The sequence below is a fragment of the Pseudomonas avellanae BPIC 631 genome, from assembly GCF_000444135.1.
GTDB classification, from domain to species: Bacteria; Pseudomonadota; Gammaproteobacteria; order Pseudomonadales; family Pseudomonadaceae; genus Aquipseudomonas; species Aquipseudomonas avellanae.
Window position 1 is genome coordinate 1 of the sequence record NZ_ATDK01000348.1, and the last position, 5,754, is coordinate 5,754.

Sequence of the window (5,754 nt, forward strand, 5' to 3'; positions counted from 1 at the left end):
TTTTTCAGAGTTTCCTTAAATACACACATTGTGTTAATGCACTTATCTGAGATATCCCTGCAGATTGGCCATCATTTCCTTCAGCGCCTCGGTACTGTCATCAGGGTGCGCCGCACCGTCAAAATCACCAATCGTCTGCCACTGCGCAGCGACGTCTTCCGGGCTGAAGCCCGCCTGCGGATCGAAGCACGCACCCAGGCTGCGCTCCCAGCGAACTTTGCCGATCCATCCGCCACCTACTTCAAACAGCGCACCGCTGTCCTGGCACTGTTCACTGCCCAGGTACACCACCAGCGGGCTGATCAGTTCAGGTTTGAGCAGTTCGAACACGCTGGCAGGGATCAGCCCCTCGGTCATCCGTGTGCCGCCCGTGGGCGCGATGGCGTTGACGAAAATTCCGTTCTTGCGGCCTTCCAGCGCAAGGGTGCGAGTCAGTCCGTAAAGCCCGAGCTTGGCCGCTGCGTAATTGGACTGGCCGAAGTTGCCATAAATGCCGGAGGTCGATGAGGTAAAGATCACCCGTCCATAATTCTGCTCACGCAGGTGCGGCCAGGCGGCATGGGTCACCTTGTAGGCGCCCTCTACATGAACGCGATAGACAAGGTCCCAGTCGGCGTCCTGCATTTTTGCGAAGCTCTTGTCGCGCAGGATGCCAGCGTTGTTGACCACCACATCAATGCGACCAAAGGCGTCCAGCGCGTGTTGCACGATTCGCCCGCCATCGATCACCGAATCATGGTTGGCCACGGCGGTGCCGCCCGCCTCGCGAATCTCGGCGACAACCTGATCGGCAGCAGAGGCACTGGCCCCTTCGCCATGCGCCGAACCACCCAGATCGTTGACCACCACCCGCGCGCCATGTTTCGCGAAGAGCAGCGCGTGGGCTCGTCCCAGCCCGCCGCCTGCGCCCGTCACAATCACGACTTTATCTTCAAAACGTACCGACTCGCTCATCGCAGGCTCCGTGAATCAAGGAAAGGTTGCGAGGAGTGTCGTTCAGGCACTTGCCAGCCACAATCAACACGCGCTGTGCTGAATCATGTCCGATAAAAGTACAGGATGATTTCAGCCCAGCTGGGTCATGAACGTTGCCAGCCAAGGCTCGGCATCGGTTTCAGGGGTGACGCTTTCACTGCCGTCCAGACGCAGCATGTCCTGCACTTCGACAATCCCCAGTTCGGCAAAAAGCTCGCGCATCTGCTCGCCCCCTGCACAAAAGGTGTCGCCGTAGCTGGCATCACCCAGCGCGATCACGCCCCCCGGCAAACCGCGCAGGGCTGCGGGCAGCAGGTCACGCAACTGTGAGTAGAGCGGCATGAGGTTATCGGGCAGCTCGCCCATGCCGGTGGTCGACGTCACCGCCAGCAGTGCCTTTGGCTCGAACGCCAACAGGTCTGGCAGCGCAAGCCTGGGGTTGACGAGGGTGTCGTGGCCTGAAGCTTGCAAAAGCGTGGCTGCGTGTCTGGCAACTTCTTCGGCCGATCCGTAGACCGATCCACACACAATGGCGACTTTCATGGTTATTCCTGTGGCAGCCTAAAAAAGTGAAACATTATGCCCCAAAACAGCGTCTGATTTTTCGCCTGCCTTTGAGTAACGCGCAGGAAAGTTGAAACACTGAAATGCAAAAATATGATGAATGGTCAGAACACTCCTTGGAATTAATGGTCTTTTTTCTCAATAACCGGTTAGCCCGAGTCCTGTCATGCAACCTGATTCACTCCTCACACAGGCAGAGCTGGATTTTATCCAGGGCATGCAGCGTAATCCCAAGCTGAATGTGCGCGACAGCACGCGTAGCCTGCTGGTCAATGGCGGCATTCAGATACAGGATTTGCTGACGCGTCTGGCTGCGCATGAGCAGATCACGATTCATGCCCAGTTTGAAAATCAGCAGATGAATTTCCCGCTGCACCTGGTCGAGGACGAGTTTCATGCCCTGCACCTGGAATTGGGCGCGCCGAGCATCTTTGAAGAAGGCCCGCGCATCCGTCCATGGCGATTGGTGCTTGAAGACCCGATCCCGCTCGAAACCGAGAAAGGCGCACTGACTGCGCTTTGGGTTCACGAGCTGTCGTTCAAAGGCGTGCTGCTTGAATACCGCAAGGAAGGCAAGCTGCCGAGAAACTTTTCAGCCTGGTTCAACCCTGTAGGCCAGGCCCCGATTCCTATGCGCGGCAAGCTGGAACGAATGACCGAGCACAATTTTGGCGCTTACCATTTCAGCAAACACGGCAAGGATGATGCCGAGCGCTTGCGTCAATACATCCTGCAAGAGCACCGGCGCAAGCACCCTGCCCTGCACAAGTAATGCTTCAACCGCTGCAAAGTTCTACCGGTCTGGCACTGTTTCAGGAATAATCCTTGCTTGCTTCTCAGTGAAGCTGTCGCGACCCATCACCCCGGCTCGCGGCATGTGACCTCCCTACCCGGGAATCTCACGCCTCTACCGGAGATACACAATGTCTACCTCACCCGTCACCCTGATGGTTGCCCGCCGCGTGGCGCAGGGTCGCTACCACGAAATGATGGCCTGGCTGCACGAAGGCGAACAGTTGGCCACGGACTTCCCGGGTTATCTGGGCTCAGGCGTGCTGGCTCCCCCACCCGGGGATGATGAATTCCAGATTATTTTCCGCTTTGCCGACGAGCACACCATGCACGCCTGGGAGCACTCTGCCTCCCGACGCTCCTGGCTGGTGCGCGGCAGCGGTCTATTCGCGCAACCCTCCGAGCATCGCGTCAGTGGCATAGACGGCTGGTTCGGCGCAATCGATCAGCGCCCGCCGCGCTGGAAGCAGGCTGTGGCCATCTGGCTGGCGTTCTTTCCGGTGTCACTGATTTTCAACTTTCTGCTCGGCCCTTTGCTCAACCACCTGAATCTGCTGCCGCGCATCATGATCAGCACAGCGGTGCTGACCCCGTTGATGGTCTACCTGTTCATTCCTCTGTCCACGCGCCTGCTGGCCACCTGGCTGCAGAGCACGCCTGCAACGCCTGCACGCCCGACACAGTCGACATCCCCGCGATAGTTTCAGCAAGACCTGTACACCCCTGACGGCTCGGTACAGGTCTTCGTCCCGTTCAGACCCGCTCACCTCTTCAACCTATCGGTCATAAGCGCCCGCTCACGCGGAATGCCGCGATTTTCATGTTGCCCAGGGTTGTACAAAAAAATTCTCTGGTATAACTTTGCAGATGAACCGGAAGAAACAATCGACCGTAGAATTCTCGTCCATTACGGACACCTGATGAGTGGGCTGTCGATGGCATTATCTTCTGCACCGATCCTGATTACCGGCGCCAGCCAGCGCGTGGGCCTGCATTGCGCGTTGCGCCTGCTTGAACACGGGCATCAGGTCATCATCAGTTACCGAACCGAACACGCCAGTGTGGCGCAACTGCGCCAGGCCGGTGCGCACACCCTGCACGGCGATTTTTCGAGCGAAGCTGGGGTCATGGCGTTCATCGAGCAGCTGAAATCTCATACTTCAAGCCTGCGTGCCATTGTGCACAACGCGTCCGAATGGCTGGCCGAAACGCCAGGCGACGAAGCCGAAAACTTCACGCGCATGTTCAGCGTGCACATGCTCGCCCCGTACCTGATCAACCTGCATTGCGAGGCACTGTTACACGCCAGCGACGTCGCCGACATCGTGCACATCAGCGATGACGTGACCCGCAAGGGCAGCAGCAAGCACATTGCCTATTGCGCGACGAAGGCCGGGCTGGAAAGCCTCACCCTGTCGTTCGCCGCAAGGTTCGCCCCGCTTGTCAAAGTCAACGGCATAGCGCCAGCGCTGTTGATGTTTCAACCCAAGGACGATGCGGCCTACCGCGCCAACGCCCTGGCCAAGTCGGCTCTGGGCATAGAGCCTGGTGCAGAAGTGATCTACCAGAGCCTGCGCTACCTTCTGGACAGCACCTATGTCACCGGCACAACACTGACCGTAAACGGCGGACGGCACGTCAAATAAGCCGCCCCGAGGACCCTTCTGATGAGTTCATCCCTGCCACAGCACTATCGAGACATCCTGCTCGAACTGGGTGAAAACCCAGACCGTGAAGGTCTTCTGGACACCCCGAAACGCGCCTCAAAGGCGATGCAGTATTTGTGTCACGGCTACACCCAGACCGTCGAAGAAATCGTCAATGGCGCGCTGTTCGCCTCCGACAACGATGAAATGGTCATCGTCCAGAACATCGAGCTTTATTCGCTCTGCGAGCATCACCTGCTGCCGTTCATTGGCAAGGCGCACGTCGCGTATATCCCGACCGGCAAAGTGGTGGGCCTGTCGAAAATCGCCCGCATCGTGGACATGTTCGCCCGTCGTCTGCAGATTCAGGAAAATCTGACCAAACAGATTGCCGACGCGATTCAGGAAGTGACTGGCGCAGCCGGCGTGGCAGTGGTCATCGAGGCACAGCACATGTGCATGATGATGCGCGGTGTCGAAAAGCAGAATTCGACCATGAACACGTCGGTGATGCTGGGTGCGTTCCGCGAATCGAGCACGACCCGCATGGAGTTTCTGCAATTGATCGGACGGAGCAGAACGTAATGGCAAGACTCGAACCTGGCACCGCGCGCATACGCGTCAAGGACCTGCGGTTACGCACCTTCATCGGCATCAACGAGGACGAGATCGTCAACAAACAGGATGTACTGATCAACCTGACGATTCTTTATCCCGCGCAAGAGGCTGTTCGCGATAACGATATCGGGCACGCGCTCAACTATCGCACCATCACCAAGGCCATCATTCAGCACGTTGAAGGCAACCGCTTTGCACTGCTGGAGCGACTGACCCAGGAAGTGCTGGACCTGGTGATGAGCCACGAAGCGGTAACCTACGCCGAAGTGGAAGTCGACAAGCCGCATGCGCTGCGCTTCGCTGAATCGGTGTCGATCACGCTCGCCGGTCAACGCTGAAACTCTTATCATGGCGAGACTTATTGCCTGAATAGAGCCCGTCATGACCGAGCAAGAACGTCTCGAACTCGAAGCCGCCGCCTTCCGCCGACTGGTCGCGCATCTGGACAGCCGCAAGGATGTCCAGAACATCGACCTGATGAATCTGTCCGGCTTCTGCCGCAACTGCCTGTCCAAATGGTACAAGGCCGCCGCTGATGAAAAGCACATCGACATCAGCCTCGATGATGCCCGCGAAGTGGTTTACGGCATGCCGTACAGCGAGTGGAAAGCCAACTACCAGCAAGAAGCCAGCGCCGAGCAACAGGCGGCGTTCGTCAAGGAAAGCAAACATGACTGATATCAATGCACTGCGTACCCGCCTGCGCAGCGGCGAACATGCCTTCGCCGACACCCTGGCTTTTATTGCAGAATGTTACGAATATCAGCCTCAGCCGTTTAGAAACGGCGACGTCGACAATGCTGCCGGGCAGAACGAAGGCTCGTGCAAGACACTTGGCCTGGCGTTGCTGGAAGGTTTGAGTGATGAAGAGGCGCTGCTCGCCTTTGGCGAACATTACCGCGCCGTAGCGGCCACGCCCGAAGGCAGCGATCACGGCAACATCCGTGCGCTGATCGAGCAGGGCCTTGCAGGTGTGAAGTTTGAAGGCGAGCCGCTCAAGCGCAAGGCTTGAAAGTACTGGCAATCAGGGCTTCTGCCCGTAGGGTGTAGGAGCAACCGGGCGACGCTTCGCTTGTGTGGGGCGAACTTGTTCGCGATGGGCTGCGAAGCGCCCCAAGCCGGAAAACTTGGTTGTATCGGTGCACCGAGGCGGCTGGTT

Annotated in this window: 9 protein-coding genes; 7 read left to right on the top strand and 2 right to left on the bottom strand. The window is 58.0% G+C overall.

Going from position 1 to position 5,754, the window contains the following annotated elements; translation table 11 throughout:
* Positions 1-42: 42 nt before the first annotated feature.
* Both DW49_RS0121195 and DW49_RS0121200 read right to left on the bottom strand, forming a co-directional pair.
* The gene (locus DW49_RS0121195; protein ID WP_005615324.1) at positions 43-954 is read right to left on the bottom strand and encodes an SDR family oxidoreductase; all 912 of its coding nucleotides are present in this window, start codon (positions 952-954) and stop codon (positions 43-45) included.
* Between the two features lie 111 nt (positions 955-1,065).
* Entirely contained in the window at positions 1,066-1,518 is a 453-nt protein-coding gene (locus tag DW49_RS0121200; RefSeq protein ID WP_005615323.1) for a flavodoxin, read from the bottom strand.
* 187 nt (positions 1,519-1,705) lie between these two features.
* On the opposite strand from DW49_RS0121200, the gene DW49_RS0121205 reads away from it, so the two are divergent.
* The 7 genes from DW49_RS0121205 (at position 1,706) to DW49_RS0121235 (ending at position 5,607) form a co-directional block, all read left to right on the top strand.
* Positions 1,706-2,311, top strand: coding sequence for a hypothetical protein (locus tag DW49_RS0121205; protein ID WP_003379308.1), 606 nt, complete (start codon positions 1,706-1,708; stop codon positions 2,309-2,311).
* Between the two features lie 151 nt (positions 2,312-2,462).
* A complete protein-coding gene (locus DW49_RS0121210) occupies positions 2,463-3,032 on the top strand; it encodes a putative antibiotic biosynthesis monooxygenase (RefSeq protein WP_005615319.1) in 570 nt (189 codons plus the stop codon).
* A gap of 234 nt (positions 3,033-3,266) precedes the next feature.
* The gene (gene folM / locus DW49_RS0121215; RefSeq protein WP_005736509.1) at positions 3,267-3,977 is read left to right on the top strand and encodes a dihydromonapterin reductase; all 711 of its coding nucleotides are present in this window, start codon (positions 3,267-3,269) and stop codon (positions 3,975-3,977) included.
* Between the two features lie 21 nt (positions 3,978-3,998).
* Positions 3,999-4,562 carry a GTP cyclohydrolase I FolE gene (folE, locus tag DW49_RS0121220; RefSeq protein ID WP_003379304.1) on the top strand — a complete coding sequence of 188 codons (564 nt, stop codon included), beginning with the start codon at positions 3,999-4,001 and terminating at the stop codon, positions 4,560-4,562.
* The gene (folX, locus tag DW49_RS0121225) at positions 4,562-4,933 is read left to right on the top strand and encodes a dihydroneopterin triphosphate 2'-epimerase (protein ID WP_003379302.1); all 372 of its coding nucleotides are present in this window, start codon (positions 4,562-4,564) and stop codon (positions 4,931-4,933) included. The genes folE and folX overlap by 1 nt, the downstream gene beginning before the upstream one ends.
* Positions 4,934-4,976: 43 nt before the next feature.
* Positions 4,977-5,273: a DUF1244 domain-containing protein gene (locus DW49_RS0121230; RefSeq protein ID WP_003379298.1), complete on the top strand. Its 297-nt coding sequence runs from the start codon at positions 4,977-4,979 to the stop codon at positions 5,271-5,273.
* Positions 5,266-5,607, top strand: a complete 342-nt coding sequence (locus tag DW49_RS0121235) for a HopJ type III effector protein (RefSeq protein ID WP_005615315.1) — start codon at positions 5,266-5,268, stop codon at positions 5,605-5,607. The genes DW49_RS0121230 and DW49_RS0121235 overlap by 8 nt, the downstream gene beginning before the upstream one ends.
* Positions 5,608-5,754 lie beyond the last annotated feature (147 nt).